Origin of the sequence: Saliphagus sp. LR7 (genome assembly GCF_003344565.1) — an archaeon.
Lineage (GTDB): Archaea > Halobacteriota > Halobacteria > Halobacteriales > Natrialbaceae > Saliphagus > Saliphagus infecundisoli.
The window spans coordinates 13866-28124 of sequence record NZ_QPND01000032.1 but is presented as its reverse complement, the minus strand read 5'-3'; the positions used below and the strand labels follow the sequence as shown (position 1 = coordinate 28124).

Annotated in this window: 13 protein-coding genes and 3 pseudogenes; 5 read left to right on the top strand and 11 right to left on the bottom strand. The window is 54.2% G+C overall.

Annotation, left to right across the window (positions count from 1 at the left end; all coding sequences use genetic code 11):
- Positions 1-137: 137 nt before the first annotated feature.
- From DVH23_RS21320 to DVH23_RS21310, 3 genes and pseudogenes are all read right to left on the bottom strand, one after another.
- Positions 138-497, bottom strand: a complete 360-nt coding sequence (locus DVH23_RS21320; RefSeq protein ID WP_114579387.1) for a hypothetical protein — start codon at positions 495-497, stop codon at positions 138-140.
- Between the two features lie 280 nt (positions 498-777).
- Positions 778-1041 (bottom strand): annotated as a pseudogene (locus tag DVH23_RS25355) (hypothetical protein).
- Positions 1042-1547: 506 nt separating this feature from the next.
- A complete protein-coding gene (locus DVH23_RS21310; protein ID WP_114579386.1) occupies positions 1548-2927 on the bottom strand; it encodes a HEPN domain-containing protein in 1380 nt (459 codons plus the stop codon).
- A 669-nt stretch (positions 2928-3596) separates the two neighbouring features.
- On the opposite strand from DVH23_RS21310, the gene DVH23_RS21305 reads away from it, so the two are divergent.
- Entirely contained in the window at positions 3597-5024 is a 1428-nt protein-coding gene (locus DVH23_RS21305; protein WP_157972558.1) for a helix-turn-helix domain-containing protein, read from the top strand.
- A gap of 135 nt (positions 5025-5159) precedes the next feature.
- Positions 5160-5333: a hypothetical protein gene (locus DVH23_RS23925; RefSeq protein WP_157972557.1), complete on the top strand. Its 174-nt coding sequence runs from the start codon at positions 5160-5162 to the stop codon at positions 5331-5333.
- Between the two features lie 50 nt (positions 5334-5383).
- On the opposite strand, the gene DVH23_RS23920 is transcribed toward DVH23_RS23925, so the two are convergent.
- The 5 genes and pseudogenes from DVH23_RS23920 to DVH23_RS25080 form a co-directional block, all read right to left on the bottom strand.
- Positions 5384-5530: a hypothetical protein gene (locus DVH23_RS23920; protein WP_157972556.1), complete on the bottom strand. Its 147-nt coding sequence runs from the start codon at positions 5528-5530 to the stop codon at positions 5384-5386.
- Between the two features lie 217 nt (positions 5531-5747).
- Positions 5748-6673, bottom strand: a pseudogene (locus DVH23_RS21300) (ArdC-like ssDNA-binding domain-containing protein).
- 108 nt (positions 6674-6781) lie between these two features.
- Positions 6782-7789 carry a DUF6610 family protein gene (locus DVH23_RS21295; RefSeq protein WP_114579384.1) on the bottom strand — a complete coding sequence of 336 codons (1008 nt, stop codon included), beginning with the start codon at positions 7787-7789 and terminating at the stop codon, positions 6782-6784.
- 150 nt (positions 7790-7939) lie between these two features.
- Positions 7940-8290: a hypothetical protein gene (locus DVH23_RS21290; protein WP_114579383.1), complete on the bottom strand. Its 351-nt coding sequence runs from the start codon at positions 8288-8290 to the stop codon at positions 7940-7942.
- Positions 8290-8424, bottom strand: a complete 135-nt coding sequence (locus tag DVH23_RS25080; RefSeq protein ID WP_255565297.1) for a hypothetical protein — start codon at positions 8422-8424, stop codon at positions 8290-8292. The genes DVH23_RS21290 and DVH23_RS25080 overlap by 1 nt, the downstream gene beginning before the upstream one ends.
- Positions 8425-9003: 579 nt before the next feature.
- On the opposite strand from DVH23_RS25080, the gene DVH23_RS21285 reads away from it, so the two are divergent.
- A complete protein-coding gene (locus tag DVH23_RS21285; protein ID WP_114579382.1) occupies positions 9004-9282 on the top strand; it encodes a hypothetical protein in 279 nt (92 codons plus the stop codon).
- Position 9283: 1 nt separating this feature from the next.
- Here the strand turns inward: DVH23_RS21285 and lrp are convergent, their stop codons facing one another.
- Positions 9284-9745 (bottom strand): HTH-type transcriptional regulator Lrp, encoded by a 462-nt coding sequence (gene lrp, locus DVH23_RS21280; RefSeq protein ID WP_114579381.1) that lies wholly within the window; start codon positions 9743-9745, stop codon positions 9284-9286.
- Between the two features lie 326 nt (positions 9746-10071).
- On the opposite strand from lrp, the gene DVH23_RS21275 reads away from it, so the two are divergent.
- Positions 10072-10749 (top strand): helix-turn-helix domain-containing protein, encoded by a 678-nt coding sequence (locus tag DVH23_RS21275; RefSeq protein WP_114579380.1) that lies wholly within the window; start codon positions 10072-10074, stop codon positions 10747-10749.
- Between the two features lie 636 nt (positions 10750-11385).
- Positions 11386-11802 carry a TRAM domain-containing protein gene (locus DVH23_RS21270; protein ID WP_114579379.1) on the top strand — a complete coding sequence of 139 codons (417 nt, stop codon included), beginning with the start codon at positions 11386-11388 and terminating at the stop codon, positions 11800-11802.
- A gap of 67 nt (positions 11803-11869) precedes the next feature.
- Here the strand turns inward: DVH23_RS21270 and DVH23_RS21265 are convergent.
- Positions 11870-12082 (bottom strand): annotated as a pseudogene (locus DVH23_RS21265) (TATA-box-binding protein); the annotation flags it as partial.
- Positions 12083-12100: 18 nt separating this feature from the next.
- A complete protein-coding gene (locus DVH23_RS21260; RefSeq protein WP_232833878.1) occupies positions 12101-13360 on the bottom strand; it encodes an alkaline phosphatase PhoX in 1260 nt (419 codons plus the stop codon).
- Between the last annotated feature and the right edge of the window lie 899 nt (positions 13361-14259).

Genomic DNA, 14259 nt, shown 5'->3' with positions numbered 1-14259 from the left:
CCATCAGCCGCTGTACTGCTGCACCGTCATCGACCTCCGCCAAGATCTGGCGGAGGTCTTCGGTAGAGACGTTCTCCAGATTGGCCATACGGCCATTACTGACTCGAACTCTATGAACTTTTAGCCGTCAGTAAGAGTCACTCGAGTTCGTTGGCAATGAAGGCGAGGAGCGTCTCGAGGCGCGGCGTTGAGTGGTAGCGAACAATCCGACTGCGAGTGTCGTATTCGATGACACCCGCTGCCTCGAGTTTCGGGAGATGCGAGTGCTGGAGCGCGAGTGTGAGGTGCTCTTTGGAGTCGTACCGTGAGTCGAGTGGGGATGGCTGAACCCCCGATTCAGGGGGTGTTTTCCCGGGGTAGATTCCGTCGGTTAATTCATCGAGAGTGACTGGTTGATTACCGGCTGCGATCAGGTAGTGGAGGACCTTTCGTCTGCACTGGTCGGTGACCAGCTCTAACACGACGTTGGTCGGGTTGGTTTGGTGGTCCAGAGTCATTGGCTATTCTACCATGTTTTTGTTAATGAGTCTCACACTTGAACACGGTGCCGAAGGAATCATCAGGTAGACGGATATCTTTACCGATAACCCGCATCCTCACACCATGGAGAGAACTTCTCAGTCATCATACATTCGAACGAGTGTCCCTGAAAATGGGCAGACTCTCGCCCAGATGTTCACAGCTGGGAAATTCAAGAGAACGTCTGGCCCTCCTAAGGCAATATCGGTAGTCTGTAGCAAGTTCGACATCAGTAGAGTGTGGGCTGAAATTTGTTTCTCAGCGCCACCGACTTCCGACTCTCGTCCGGTACCAGAGCGCGAGAAAACTCGTGTTCGCGATCTCCTGGATGACGTGAGGCGGATGCTCGTCACGAGTGTTCTAGATGTTTTCTTCACTCTCGACGAGGTGAGTGAGCGCTGCGTCGATCACGTCGGCTATCGGCGGGTCGTCCTCGGGGCCGCCGGCGATAATCTCACTCGCTTCCTCGAGCAGCTGCTGGCGCTCGTCGCTGAGTCTGAGGGTCGTCCGTTTCGTCGGCATATAAACGAATGTGCATACGGGGGGTACGAACCCGTCGATCTCGACTACCTGAAATGGGTGTGCGGTATAAAGGCCGATTAGTCCGGCTCAGTGGCCGGGCTGAAAGGGGTCACGATCGACGCCGATCTATGCACACCGGGGGGTCGTCGACGACGTCGAGTGTGCATATATTCGGTCGACTGTATACATCGACGTCGGACCCCGGGCTTCCACGCTCGAAGACCCCTCTTCAATGTCGTGCTCGATCCAATCGCTGGTATAGGAAGGAATTGACTTCCCTGATAGCAGATACTCTCTCCCAAGCCAGAGGTTTATAGAGGGTGTCATAGAACGGTTGGCATGGGGTTCTACTATCGGTTGAGGGGTCCCCTACCGCTGATTCTGAAAATCAGTGAAAACACCTCCTTCTCAGGCGGCCGTGTCTCGGGTTACTCCTGGGCTGTGTGAAGAGCTCTATGACACCCTGTAATTTGTTAGAGATTAAAGCCGTCAAACGCTACCTCCCTTCAAAACTCCTTCAAGCTCTCCTCATAATGGATGTCAATATTCTCCATGATCTGCCGCTGCGGGATATCGAGTTCCTTCAACAAAATAATTTCAACCAACGCCTCCAAAATAGTGATGTAATAAAGTAGATCATCTACATCCGGCGCCTCTCCTGTCTCTCGATGAGTTAGATTATTCCGGGCGTTTTTTATCGGGTTTACATATTCTGAGAAATCAATTGGCAGAACCTCTAAAACATCCTGATGCTCCTCCCCCAGAAGTTCCAATCTTTTGCGAAGCGAATATCCATTTGCATATTTGAAAGTTCCTTCCCTAAGATGGTCTTTAAAGCTCTGATCGAAGTCTTCAGGGATGTCATCCACCAAATATTCATAGTATTCATTGAAATCATCTGGCTCTAAGTACGCTCCTTCATCACCCATTCTATGATAGGATTCGATCCCTCTAGTCAAACTTAGGAACTCGTTCTCCACATACATACTAGAATTATATCTAGTGCTGAAGAAGAGCGAGAAAACCGGTTTTAATTCATCATAACGCTCGAACCACGTCCCCATCACATCAGAGAATCGATCTTCAATATCTGTAAGCAGGAAGTTTTCGGTGTTTGGATCTATGCTTTGCGGATTATTGGGATCGCCGCCAGTCGGATATAACACATCGACTTCTTTAACCGGAGGCATACCAGAAAGCTTGATCTGGCCGACTACGTCTTTCGGATGAACTTCTTCACTCATAGCAAAGGTCACAAAGGACTGCAACTGGTGCGTGAACTCCTTTGCTTCCTCAAAAGAAAATCCCTCGTCTTCAGATTCTATTAAATCTATAAGGAAATAGGCATCTTCCTCTATTGATTTCAATCCTGTCTTAGTCTTATGATTAGCATGAGAGTGTAACTTAATTTGGAACTCTTCTAAATCAGTTGAGTAGGAACCAGGCAATTCATGCTCTATTCGGGTTCTACCAAATCCTTCTGGGTCCTCGTCTTTAATTTCATCAGTTGTTATCCCTGATTTGTCCATCCATTCAAAAAGCAATGGAAATTCAAATTTTAATGAATCAAATACAGGCTCTTCCTCGAACAGTTCACCTACATAAAGATGGTCCGATTTGTATTCAGTTGACATTATCTGAGCCCCATACATGTGACTATCAGAATAACCACAACGTATGGTATCTTTTAGAGTGATTTTTTCGCCACTGGTCGCAAGCCCGAAGATATTGTCAAACGCTACCCTCTTATGTTTTTCCTGATCAAGGGCAGAAAACAGGCGGAGATGAATTCCGTCTTCCTGTGAAAATGTGAGCTCGCCGCCCACCCTTTCATCGAACTCTTCAGGTAACCACCAGTACCCCTCATATTCACGTTCTTCAAGCATCAAGCCTGTATTACAGATCAGATGTCTTAAAATTTCTCCCCTATATAGTCTCTACGAGGAATCTATTTCTGGATCTAATTTAATCCTACTTCCGCGGTTCAATCTGAACGAGTAGCACGATCTCCTGGGAGGCGGGGCAGTCTGTCGGTTTTGATTGACCAGCCGGTGGGACGTCATCGATTAGTCACGCTTCACCGTGGACCCAGCGCGGGAACCCATTACCGCTGAAAGGGCACAGACGCTGCAGAAGGACTCCCTCTGTAACACGCGAAAACGACCTCGAACCGCCTCTCTGCTAAACCGCGGAAGTAGGATTAACTGAATACGAATGGATGACGATGCCACGACGTTCCGAAAGAGGCGGTGATCGTCTCTGCGTGCATCCTTGGCGCCCCCAAGAACGAGTAAAATTGGCGATACATACTGAGCCTCCCGGTTACGCGTCCATGGACGCCGTCCCAGTCATATTAACCGATTTGAATCGTGGCGATCGAGTCTCATGTGAACTGTTCTATGACATCTTTCTCAAATAGTTTCGTTATAGAGACTCATGAGGGAAGGAACAAGTGAATAGTCGAACTTAGCTCTTCGTTTCTCTTACCACAGGTACTCTCTTATAATTGAATTTCTAACCTACGTCTCATGAGGAGGGAGCGAGAAACCATACACTTGATTGAACGGTTCGGTTCTCAACCTGGCGTCGAATCGGAAAATATTGATTTCAAATCTAAAGAAATCCTCGAAAGAAAGGACGGACGGAAGAAGGTAATTAAAGTCCTCTCTGGAATGGCGAACCAATCTGGTGGAACGGTGATTGTAGGTGTTAGAAAAGAGCAAGAAAATGGTCTTCGAATACAGGGATTCTCTATTGATTCTGAGGCAAAGCTCCATCTCACACAATTGGCCTTAGAGTATACACGACCGCCATTAAACCGGTTATTGGAATTTCAATTTGTGGACTACTCGGGAGAGTCAATCCTTCGGATAGATGTAAATCGGGCAACTCGAAAACCGATTGAGTTTAAGGTCACCGGTGACTACGAACCGTGGATTCGAGTCGGTGATAGTACTGAGCCAATGACGACCGAACAGATTGTGCATTTCTTCAACCGTTGGAATAAAGCCGAAATAAGCCTCTACACCTCCGATATCGAACAACGAGTCGATTTGAATTTCGATGTGGAGGAGCGTTCCGATCCTCCAGAGATTCGTTCACCGGAAAATTGGTTTATTTCGACCTGTCATCCTGGGTCATTGTTTGTATTCGGTCCCGGTGGATTAGAGCATGAGATGGGCAAATCTGTCCTCTACCATGTGGATTCTAGGCTTTACGCCTCAACTGTTGAGGAAATTTCGGATGTACTCGAACTTGCAGAAAGATTGACTAACATCTCGCTCGACCACTCGACCTTGGGATATACAATAAAACTGGGTGAATGCCAGGCAATGGCGAGAGACCATCGCTGGTTCTTAGAGGATTTGGATAATATTCAAGAAGTTGAAAGTAAGCTAGAGCAGGCCCATAATTACGACGAATCTCAAAAGGATATTTTATTCGATTCTAACCTTACTGCCGTAGCATATACAACACATCCTTATGGAATATTTTGGATTGAAACCCAGTGGCGAGAAGACCAGTTCACCCCCACAAAGTGCGGATACGTGTTCACTGATATCCCAGTTGACGATTCTCCGTATAGAGAGTTTTTCAGTGAGCTAGAACAATCCCCTGGTGCATATAAGCAACAGAGCGGACTGCAGCTTCTAACGATGCTAGGAGACCCGCAGTATCTAGCTAACCCGAGAGAGATAGATCTAAGCGCATATCCAGGTGCGGCTAATCTCATTTGCGTGGATAATCCTCTATACGGCCGGGCCGCAAAATTAATGAACGAGACTACACCCAACTTGCCGGAACATTTTGCTGAGCCATTGAGTTCAGTTAACCGGCTCCCTCTCGATGTTACAGGTGGTGTATCATTAAACCGGGATGATGTTGTTCTTGAACAGATGTCTGTGTTCTCGAAAGGGATTGCTCAAAATACACTCTTCGTTAGCGGGCTGTGTCGTCGTCAAGCACGCACAAATGTTCAATAGATGATAAATACGACAAAGGGAACCTGTTAAATCAGAATTAAGATATTCTTCTTGTAGTCTGGACCTCCTTTTTCACCGCTGTCGTCGTCTTGCCTCTGCTCGCTAACGACTTCTTCCCTGGGGTTCGGTTAGCGATTGAGGGGCGACATCCGGGTCGGGTTCGGGTTCTTCGCCGGCGATCACAACGGCTTCCGCAGCGGGTCGAAAGTCGTCCTCAGAGCGGCGCCGTTCGAGTCGGTATTCTCACCCTCGCTGAGCTTGATCTCTGTAGACGAAACCGAAGAGATGCTCCTGCCGGTCGCAGGGTAGTACATCAGCAAGTCGTCTCCAAGCTACGGTCGTCGTGGAAACTGTCAAATTTAAAATCCTTCGGGTTCGGGGACGGCATCGTAGCCGTACTCGTCGAACATCACTTCCAGGACTAGGGGCTCGTAGATCCACGACCAGTCCTCAGTCAGCTTCGTCTTCGAGCCATAGACGCGCTCGAGTTCGCTGTCGATCTCCACGGCGTAGGCCTCCCGGTCGGGTGGTAGTAGACGATCGCCCGCACATCTTCGAGAGAGCGCTCGCGGCAGTCCTTGCGGGCACCGAACCATTATCATCGACTCCTCTGAAGTTGTGGGGAATTGAGCCAAGTAACGTCTATGCCGCCAGATTTTCCCTGGGAGTCGATGACCTTACTGATTCCTCAGACCCAATCAACTATTGTATTGCGATTCAGTACTACTTCTCGAGCGTCTCAATTAGCTCTTGTGCCGTGTGGCTGATCCGTCCAAGTCGATCCGTGATTACCTCTGCATCGTCACCGCTCCAAGCAGCGAGGTAGAACGCTGATCCGCTCGTGTCTACCCCGAAGTACCGCCCGACGACGTAGGCGACGGCTTCCGCTTCAAGTTCGCGTTTCGACCGCTCGGTTTCGTCTTCGACCTTGAAGTGGAGAATCGCATGGGCGTACTCGTGGATAAGCGTATTTGCGAGGTCGGCCTGATTCTCTCGATCTTTGACCTCGACTTGCGGATGCATCGTCATCATGCTCCGGCGTTTACAGACTCCCTTCGCTTCCCCGTAGTTCCACTCATCTGGAGGGACGATCCGAGTCTCGACCCCCAGCGAATCTGCACTCTCGAGGAGAGCCGGAACCAGCCCACCGGGGTCACCAGTCGCCTCGGTCTCGAGGTCAGGCAGCGGCTCGCCCTCAGTTTGGGAGATGTCGAAGACAAAAGCGGGTCGAAATCCGACGAGGCCTTTCGACCACTCTTCGGGCGGTGTCTCATCGTACTCACAGTCGCTGTTGTCGTGGTAACTGGGCGAGTTTTCGCACTCGGGACACTGCTTGGTGATGATCGGCGCCCAGATCCAGATCGCGCTTTCGCCTTCCTGGACATGGCGGTCGAACTCGTTGCGCCACGTGTTGTACCCTGCGACGCGACTCGCTTCGGGACACTGGAGTTTGATGAGAAGGGTATTGCGATGGGAGTAGTCGTGGAAGCGACTCTGGACGTCGAGCCACTCTTGGAACTCCGCGCTGGCCGCCGCCTCGTCGACGTCGGTGGCAAGGTCGTCGATCCATTTTCGATCGTGCTGTTCATCTCGTCGCTTCGCGTCTCCGTCTCGTCGAACGATGCTGTCGACTCTGTATTCACAGACATTGGAATCACTCGTGTTGACGCTCTCGCCTGCTCGAAAGCGCCTCACCCCTCTCAGGGGTACATCAACACCACGATGCGGAGCACACCGGTTTTCAAGTGAAACCTAGCTCACTGGGGGAGGAAGACACTGCGTTCGTCGACGGCTTCCTCGAGGCGGTTCCGCGTTCGGTGTTCGAAGTAGCACTCGTGCGAGCAGTACCCTCGAACGTCACCAGTACCGTACTCGGCAACAATCGGGCCACGCTCAGCTGTCCAGACGTTCGCTGAACAGGCTGTACACGCCGATCGTTTGAGATCGTTCGGTGTCGGCCCCTCGTACTCAAGAGGCTCGCTGTCGCCGTACGGTCCCGTCTCGGGCCAGACGCCCTGTGCTTGCCAGAAGGCTTCGATCCGACCAAGGCTGTGACGCACGAGCTTCCGAACGGTGACGTGCTCGGCGTCACGACCGCTATCGTCCCAGCCGTCAGCGGTCCAGAACTCGCCGAACTGCGCCCCGCGATGCAGCCCGTTCCAATCAACGCCGACGATCTGTGCGGGCGGATCTCCGGTGAGCGTTGGCTGGGTCAGCTGCTCGATCGCGTCGAGTTGTTTGTGTGGACTGCCGCCGAGGAGATGGACGCGCCGCCCGCGCCAGTCTGCGGGATCGGAGAACTCGTGAGCGAGGAGGTCTGCGGCCCCACAGGAATATCCCAGCGTGATATCGTCGGGAATGACGTCGAGTGCCTCTCGACACTTGGGGGCGATGATGATCTCGGTGTCGGGATACTCCTCTTGGAGCGTTCGGACGGCCTGGACGTACTCGTTGGCCTCTTCAGTGGAATATGCATCACCGATCACTCCGACGGTGGGTTCCCACTCACGAAAGCGCTCGATATAGCGCTCAAGATCGGGATTGCGAAAGTCGTTATCGAGCATCCCCACCGAGAGCTCGAGATTGAGGTACTGGCCTTGCTGGTAGGAACAGTCCTCGCGATAGCCCGTGAGAAACCCCATGTTTGCGGCATCGATGACGAACGGTGCACGGTGGAGGAAGGCGACGTACTCCGCCTGTCGAGCGTGTTCGACCTCTGGGGTAGTGTCGCCACTACTCGTCGTGGGGTGTACTGATCGTGACATCGGTTAGTTCGCGGAGAGGACGGTGAGTTGCCGCTCAGTTACCCCACGAGCGGAATCGTCGCCTGCACGTGTGGGGGTAACTCTGAGGGATCCAGTTCGACTCTCTCAGCACTCAGGAGAGTGACCAACACACCATGTCGTGTCAATCGGTTAGTGGGCGGCCCAGCCGAAGAAGAGCCAGACGTCGCCGTGCTTGCCCTCGAGTCCGTGCTGTTCGCGATACCGTTTGGCGGCTTTCGTCCCCGAACAGTTGATCGCCCCAGCGGGACCGCGCTTGCGCTGAATCCGCTGATCTCTTTCGTCGATCAATTCACGAGCAACGGTTAGTTTCTGGCGGCCTTTGTGCTCGCTTTCGGGGATAACGGTGAACGACGTTTTCTCGGCGATTGTTCCCGTGTAGCCGCTGTGGCCGTACATATGCTTGGCGTCCTCGACGGCCCTGGTGAACGCCTCGTCAGCGGTTGTACCGAATGCGAGCGTCTCGAAGGTGACAGCGCCCATCAGCGGGCCTCCATCTCCTGTTCGAGTTCGTGTTCGATTCGGGCCTCGTAGTAGCTGTCTGGATCAGCCGGGAGATCGGACTCATCGGGCTCGCAGTCCTCGGGACGGACGCCCGGTAGGAGATTATCGAACATCAGTGGTCGCCTCTGCTCGTGATCGTACTGCCGTTGCTGGTCGATCTGCCATCTGTGAAACCCTCCATCCCTCACAGGGGATTGAACAACACCACGAGCGGGCGTGATGACGTGCGGAAGTCGTAGTGGGCGTATCCCTCATCTCCGCCGTTATCCTGTTTTCAGAACCACTTTCACTGTGGTTGGAAAGGCTATTTACACTCGCCACTCTTCGATGTAACTACCGATAGACAGCGTGGGAAGCAGACCCCGCTGCTCAGGCCGAGGACAGCGAAGAGATCTGGAAGTATCCGAACTGTCAGGAGGTCTTTCGACGTACTACTATGTGCCCACTCACGCAGCGAGTCAAAGCAGCCGTTGATCGCCGCAAGCCATCCGCTCTACGATATGAGTGTCGCCACTGTGGAACCACTGTTGACCGTGAAACTGAGCAGTGCCCGGTCTGCGATTCGACGGAAATTGCGAGCTATCCCGTGTAGCAACCAATTCACTATCAGAGGCGATAATTTGGTTACTCGTGTGTTGAGCGTTAGAGACCGAAGAAAAAAGCGATAAACCCCTCGCACTCGAAATCTGAGTATGAACGAGGAAGTTGAACCTGGTGATGAGGTCGAGATCGCATACGAATCGACGCGGTCAGGGAACACGGTGTCGCGAACGGGGACAGTTGTCCAAGCCCCAGAAGACAACGGGAAGATCGTGCTCTTCGTCGAAACCGATGACAACCAGCTCACCGGCGTCACATCCGACTACGTGTTCAGTGTCTCGTCTCGTGAGAGTGATGGCGACACCGATGACAGATCTCGGGTCCAACGAACTTCCTCTCTTGGGCCGCTCGTGTCCGTGACCAATCGATAGCTCAGTCGTCTTCAAGAGCTAGCTCGCACTGCTCATTTTCGGTGACGGCGTTGAGGACGACGCTGGTGTTGGATTCGTTGATATCGGGATCAGTCAGTAAGGCCTTAATCTGGTCGTTCATCTCGTCCGTGTCTCGGAACCGACCGATCGCGATCACGTCGTAGTCGCCTGTGACCTCGTAGACATTGGTCATCTGTTCGAAGTTGCGTAGCCGATCAGTAATATCGGGAAGGGCGTGCCCTTCAACTTTGAGTTGGATGACTGCCGTGACGTCGAAGCCGAGCGCATCGTAATTGAGCCGTGGAGTGAACCCCTCGATGACACCCTCCTCTTCGAGGTCCGAGAGGTGGTTCGAGACGGTCGTCACTGAGACGTCCAAATCCGCAGCGAGGCTCCGCAGACTCGCCCGTCCGTCGTCTAATAATGCATTCACGAGTTCTGCATCGAGATTCTCGTACGCCATTACTCTGGGCTATCCCATCCAGCTACTATACTGTGGCGCGTGGCCATTGACGGAGAGACTGGTGGGTGGTTCCTCACTCAGTGCGGGTGCGGCCTTGTCTCGAGCTATCTTTCCCTATATAAACCGCTGGAATAGTCAGGGCTACAACGCAACGGGTCAGGAGATGTATCGATGGACAGGATCGATCCGGGTGGCCGCGCATTGTCGGCCCGGTACCTATCCGTTCCAACCATGACCTATACCCAGCTAGCCGATAGTGGCGGTGTCTCGCTTGTGTATCGGGCGCCCGGTCGAACGGACGGGTCCGATCGAGGGGGTGAGGCGGCATGACGACCGTCAGCGAACTCACCCTCACCTCCGATGAGGTCGCACTCGCCGAGACGTTCGAGGCGCTGCCCGACCTTGAGATCCGGATCAAAAGTATCGTCGCCGAGGGTCCCCAGCAAGCGATGCCACTCGTTTGGATCGCCGGCGAATCACAGGCTGCAATCGAAGATGCACTTACCGACGATTCGTCGGTCACGGAGTTCGATCACCTCCTCGAGGACTCCGAGACTGATGAGAACCTGTACCGGATCGAGTACGCCGCAGGGGTCGGCAACATGTGTTCGGCGATTTTCTCGAACGAGGGGACGATCCTCGACGCACAGTGTTCGGCTAACAACTGGACGTTCCGCCTGCTTTTCCCCGAGCGGAACCTCCTCTCGGAGGCTGTCGGCGAACTCGAAGCGCAGGGACTCACCATCGACGTCAAGCGGATGGTCGAGGCCGGCCGCAACGCTGACCTCGAGGAAACCGCAGCACTCACCGAGGCCCAAGAAGAGGCAATCAACGAAGCCTACGACCTGGGTTATTACGACGTCCCACGTCGGATCTCCCTTGAGGATCTCGCAGCCGAGCTCGAGATCTCCCACCAGGCGCTCTCCGAGCGCCTCCGACGGGCGAACAAGATCCTTGCCAGCGAACAGGTCAGCGAGCCCGGTCAGGACGGGATCACGCTCTAACGCACAGGACGTTCGCTGACGACCGAGGAGTTTCAAGCGAGGCGACCGTGGATTCTGCTTCGAAAACGATCTGGAGGACAGCCCCCGTCAACCAGGCTCAAGTCAAGGCGGTTGCCTGCTCATCCGGCCGGCGCACGTCCAACAGGTGTACTCCATCAGAATCCGCGACTTATCGTCATCCGCAGTGTCGGACGGAGGGTCGGCCACAGTGATGAGTCCAGAGGCAGAGAGGAGAGTGTGGTGCCTGTACATGCCAGCCAGGGCTCAGTACTCTGCTATAATGGATCCACGGAAGTCAACTCTTGTCGAGTCTCATTCTGTGGTGTCCAGCTAAGAGATATGGGAAGAGATCACTATATTCACCTTCCCCGATATATTTATCACCTCAGGTATGTGTTATTCACATGCACGGGCTACAAAGTTGCGTCGCATTCACCACACTACCGTGCATCCCCACAGGCGGACCCAAGCCATCCGTCTGTTTTCATTGGAACTCCCTAGAGCGGGTTGTTTAGAGTCGAAGGGGCGCGCCTGCACCGATCAAACTACATCCTGGCCCGTTTCTCGATGCGGGGCTCTCTGGTCACCAGTAGACTCAAGATGATCGTTGCATGATTCTCGCCTAGAAGATTCAGTATGGAGATACCTGAGGAGTTGTTGTGTTTGTTCAGTGCCGAGATCGAGAGCGATAACGAGACATATCGAATCGAAATTCCTACTCGAGAGGTCACGGATGGTGATCTTCGCCCAGGAGAGGTCTATCGCGTCGGACTGCTTGCCTCTGGCTCTACGTCGCCCTCACAGGAGACGTCGAAAGAGGAGTCAGAACGACGTGACCAGGGACCCCCGATTGCAGAGGGCGATCGTCGGACCGTCGACATCGAAGACATTGGAAAGCAAGGAGACGGCATTGCCCGTGTTGAGCGTGGCTACGTGATTATCGTGCCTGAGACCGAGATCGGCGATCGGGTGACGATCGAGGTCAAGAACGTCCAGGAGACCCTCGCCTTTGGAGAGGTCATCGAACACGTTGAGCCCACGCTCCACGAGTGATTCCAGGCTTCCGTGTCGGCGGACCCCATTCGGCTAGTGAGGGCTTCGTCCGCGAGGTTGGATGGCCCTAATCGAGCAATCCGAGATCGCCTAACCGTGAATGGACCGCGGTAATGGCGTCTTCGGCGTCGGTTGGCTGAGTTCCCCCATTGATAACGGGTTTCCCGCTTCCGAACAACAAGATGACGTCATTCACGTCGCCGAGGCGAGAGACCAACCCGGTAAATTGTGGTTCGTACCCAACGGCTTCCAACCCGAATCGGATCGCGATCGCGTTGAGAGTGAATTGAGTCCCCGATTATGGTCGGCCTCGGCCACGACCGCGGCCGGGGTTCTTTGCAGGGCCCCGTTCACCGTCGCCGGGATCGTAAATCCAGATCATGTTCGGTGGATCGTGGCCTTCGTTACTGGTATCCTCGCCGATCACGACACGTCCGTCATCCATGACAACGACGTTGTCTGGTTCTGAGATCGTTGTCTCGGGGTCGAACGGCTGTGCCGACTCGAACGACTCGCTCATCCGCTCGAGGCCACGACCGACAATGCCCTTCTCCTCGTCTTCCTCATCCGGCATGGGATTGAACGCGCAGTCCTCACAGACCGTACTCGCGGAGTCCGGACGTGCATCATAGGGACAGCCCCCACAGATGTTCGCTTCGGGCCCGCCCGTGATCACTGGCTCCATGCGCTCGACATCGAACTCATTGTCGAGTTCCATCCGATAGATCGCGCCCCAGCTGTCGCCCTCGATGGCGATATCGCCCTGTCCGTCGGCCATCGTCGCATTGGTGTTGGACATGGCCATATAGAGATAATCGCCCGGGACCGCATCCCGACGGATGTTGACGCCCTCCATTTTGCGGAACTCGTCGGTTGCACCGACGGCCGCCGCGGCCGCACGGGATTCGAGAAATGCCGCGCGGTCGTCGTCGGCGTTCCCGTTCGCCCACTCGTCGACCTCGGCGTCGGTGACGTAGTCGGCGTCCGGACCCGGCTCCTGGTCGTCGTATTCAGCGATCCAGCTTTCGATCTGCTCATCAGTACCGTGGGCAAGTTCGATCCAATCGAGATCGAAACCTGTCGCGGCCACATCGGTACTGTCGTCCTGTGTCGCCTGCGCTGCATACAGCGTCCCCGCCGAGAGGTCGCCTGCCTCGTCGGCGACGAACTTGAAGAAGACGGTACCGGTCCCGTCGTCGCTCATGTAGGCGGTTTTCTCGTCAGGCATCACGACCGAGTTCTCGTGTGAGAATCGCCCCATCGTGAAATGTTTGACCGGTTCGGGGTCGCCGGTTGGCTCCTCGATCTCGACGATATACCCGTACCGGTAGGCGTTTGCGAACCGCCCGAGATAGGATGACATCGCGTCTGCGCCGCTCCCACTGCGGAACCAGTTTCTCGCATTGGGTTCGTACTCTTCGGAGGTAAGCGGTGTTCCCCACGGACTTACAGTACCGAAACAGTTAGTCCATGTCCCTTCGACATCCCGAAAGTCGACGTTTTCGCTCCCGAGGACCTCCCATTGGTGGTTCTGACTGTTTCCACGTCTGCCTTTCATCCTGAGGTGGAGCCGACTTACCATTCCTGGTCGAGCCTCCCAATTGCTGAATAGGTAGCCTTCGTTCGGATGGTCCGCTGGAACGAACCCGTTGAAATCCGGATTGTTCGCGCTCGTTAGTGCGTTCCCATCCGAGCTATAGGGAATCCCAAGCCCCTCCCCGTCATCGGTTTCATCACCGCCGTTTGCGAGCGGCTGGTACTCTCCCGCCGCCGTGTGAACTGTCGTCATGTCGCCCTCGTCGGGAACCGGAACGCTCCCGAAGTCGCTCGGGAGATCGTGGAGATCAACGCCCGTGAGCGCTCCGAGAGTCCCTTTATCGAACGGATCCTCGTTCGACCCGCTCGGGTGCTGGATATTGAAGAAGAAGCGACCGTTGTTGGTCAGGAACATCCCGGTGATCTCCGCACCGCGAACAGTCGTTGCAAGCCGATTCAGTGTCGGCCCGCCGTCATCGTGCGTATCGGACTTTGCACCGGCACTCCCCGTCGAAACCCCGGCTCCGAGACCAAGTGCGGTAAGGAGTGAGAGTGCATTACGTCGGCTGTAGTACGTTGCCATCGGATAGCTGATCGTAATTTCTTTAGATAGCTCTTCCTATGATAAATATATAGCAATGGGTTGATTCCTCCAGTTCACCCGAGACAAGTAGTCCACCCTGATCGGATTTCCTAACCGTCTGCTATCACTTATCTGGTCACGGTTGTATACAACCGCTGTTTCAAACTCATAGGGATCAGTGTGGATGTTCGGGGTTCTCACGAGGAAATCGGTTTACTAGGAAAACCGCACGACGAGATTGAGGATATCGGAAACAAGGAGACGGTATTGCCCGGACGAACGGGGCTACGTGACCATCGTGCCTGAAACAGAGATCGGTGATTGAGTCACCATTGAAA

Bases quoted from the DNA above. Each gene is read 5' to 3' on its own strand.
- DVH23_RS21295 (WP_114579384.1), bottom strand. From the start codon at position 7,789: ATGTCACGATCAGTACACCCCACGACGAGTAGTGGCGACACTACCCCA.
- DVH23_RS25080 (WP_255565297.1), bottom strand. From the start codon at position 8,424: ATGTTCGATAATCTCCTACCGGGCGTCCGTCCCGAGGACTGCGAGCCC.
- lrp (WP_114579381.1), bottom strand. From the start codon at position 9,745: ATGGCGTACGAGAATCTCGATGCAGAACTCGTGAATGCATTATTAGAC.
- DVH23_RS21270 (WP_114579379.1), top strand. From the start codon at position 11,386: ATGGAGATACCTGAGGAGTTGTTGTGTTTGTTCAGTGCCGAGATCGAG.
- DVH23_RS21285 (WP_114579382.1), top strand. From the start codon at position 9,004: ATGAACGAGGAAGTTGAACCTGGTGATGAGGTCGAGATCGCATACGAA.
- DVH23_RS21290 (WP_114579383.1), bottom strand. From the start codon at position 8,290: ATGGGCGCTGTCACCTTCGAGACGCTCGCATTCGGTACAACCGCTGAC.
- DVH23_RS21275 (WP_114579380.1), top strand. From the start codon at position 10,072: ATGACGACCGTCAGCGAACTCACCCTCACCTCCGATGAGGTCGCACTC.
- DVH23_RS21260 (WP_232833878.1), bottom strand. From the start codon at position 13,360: ATGAAAGGCAGACGTGGAAACAGTCAGAACCACCAATGGGAGGTCCTC.
- DVH23_RS21310 (WP_114579386.1), bottom strand. From the start codon at position 2,927: ATGCTTGAAGAACGTGAATATGAGGGGTACTGGTGGTTACCTGAAGAG.
- DVH23_RS21320 (WP_114579387.1), bottom strand. From the start codon at position 497: ATGACTCTGGACCACCAAACCAACCCGACCAACGTCGTGTTAGAGCTG.